Origin of the sequence: Phocaeicola sp. RTP21198st1_B8_RTP21198_201120 (assembly GCF_040929485.1) — a bacterium.
Taxonomy (GTDB): domain Bacteria; phylum Bacteroidota; class Bacteroidia; order Bacteroidales; family Bacteroidaceae; genus Phocaeicola; species Phocaeicola dorei.
The window spans coordinates 1-1,614 of record NZ_JBCOCI010000287.1 but is presented as its reverse complement, the minus strand read 5'-3'; the positions used below and the strand labels follow the sequence as shown (position 1 = coordinate 1,614).

The following is a 1,614-nucleotide window of genomic DNA, read 5'->3' as shown; positions in this document are numbered from 1 at the left end:
ATTGATAAATTCATCAAACTCCGGATCAGTCATCAAACGAGCTTCTTCCACTTGTTCATGATTAGGAAAGACTTCAACGGTAGTGTTCACAGCAGGCGGTACTACAACGGAATGCATTGGTGCAGGTCTGCCATAACCTTTGAACGTATCCATACTAACCACCTCTCTATTTACAAACTGAACGATTATCGTCACAGGTTCCGAAGTAAGTACAGGCGTACCGTTATCACGATGGAATTCCCATTCTTCCATATCACCGTCAAAACGCCGGAAATCAGGTTTTCCTAAAACGGACTCTACCTGAGATTGAGTCATTCCCTGATATATACCCATCATCTGTTTGGTAGATACATAGCTGGTAAAACAGCCACTGACCAATATTCCCAACGCCAAACACAGCATAATATGTATCTTTTTCATAACCGTATCGTTTTTAGTTAATAGTATCAACGTTTACCGTACCCTATGATAAAATCCTTCATCTTTTCCTTGCTGGAGCTAAATGTCAGGGTATTAATCACCGTAAAGAAAGCTTCCTTATCTACAATCCGGGGATACATGATCTTCATAATCTCCATCCGGTCATCATCGAATGTATATAGTTTGGTCAGTTGGAGACATTGGGCAGATGTGAAATCAGAACCAGCCAATGCAGCATTGAGCAACTTCATACGGTCATCTTTAAAAGGCTCATTCTTCATCTCTTTATAAAACGTTTGGAAGAGCTGATCGTTCATCACCCTGTTGTAACCATATCCCGGACGATGTTCTCCCTGTTCGGGACGGCCGGGTCTTTCCGGGCGCATGTTATCACGTCCGTCTACCCATATTTCTGTCACTCCTCTCCCATCAAAATAAACGAGATCTTTATATAATTTTTCTCCTTTCCATACTCGCTCTCCCGCACGGGTAAAGCGGGTGGCAAACACTTCAACAGTATAATGTCCGGGATTTAAATTGGCTATAAAGCAGGTAGTAGTAGGTAAACATATCTGGTTCCCTCCCAGGTAAACAAGAATCGGAGTATTCCCGCCATCGATACGGATTCCGTTAACAGACTGCGCTTGTAAGGAGAGGGCAGCGAACAGGATACAGAAACTTATTATAATCTTACGCATAGCTTATCTAGTTTTTAATTATTTATATCTTTAATCTGACAGCACAAAAATAGGGTGAGGAAACTCCCCACCCCAATGATTCTCTCTATTCGTATGTAGGGAAATCCCTATTCTGTTTAGGAATCCGCCAAAGCAATGCCATCCTCATGCAAGGTAATCAGACGTTTCTTATACAAGTCGCCCACTCCTTTCTTAAAGGTTTTCTTGCTAACACCAAACGTGTCATAAATATCTTCCGCAGGACTTTTATCATTTAAGTTGATCCGTCCTCCATGCGCTTTGATATAGTCGAGCAGCGTTTTCGAAAAATCGTCAATCTTTTCAAAACCGGGTTTCTGAAGAATCAGGTCTACCTTACCATCTTCACGCACCTGTTTCACAAAAGCTTTCATCTCCATTCCTGTTTCCAACGGACAGAATATTTCATTTTCATACAGCAAACCGCTATACTTATTATCTATAATCGCTTTAAAGCCCAAATCCGTCTTCTGCCAGA

At 41.6% G+C, this 1,614-nt stretch carries 2 protein-coding genes and 1 pseudogene; all 3 read right to left on the bottom strand.

What is annotated here, in order from left to right; all coding sequences use genetic code 11:
* The coding region (gene bamE / locus AB5935_RS25500) for an outer membrane protein assembly factor BamE (RefSeq protein WP_368327816.1) at nucleotides 1–420 on the bottom strand (420 nt) is incomplete at its 3' end.
* Nucleotides 421–446: 26 nt separating this feature from the next.
* On the bottom strand, nucleotides 447–1,118 hold the full coding sequence (locus tag AB5935_RS25495) for a DUF4476 domain-containing protein (RefSeq protein ID WP_004296215.1): 672 nt from the start codon (nucleotides 1,116–1,118) through the stop codon (nucleotides 447–449).
* Nucleotides 1,119–1,234: 116 nt separating this feature from the next.
* A pseudogene (locus tag AB5935_RS25490) lies at nucleotides 1,235–1,614 on the bottom strand (GntR family transcriptional regulator); the annotation flags it as partial.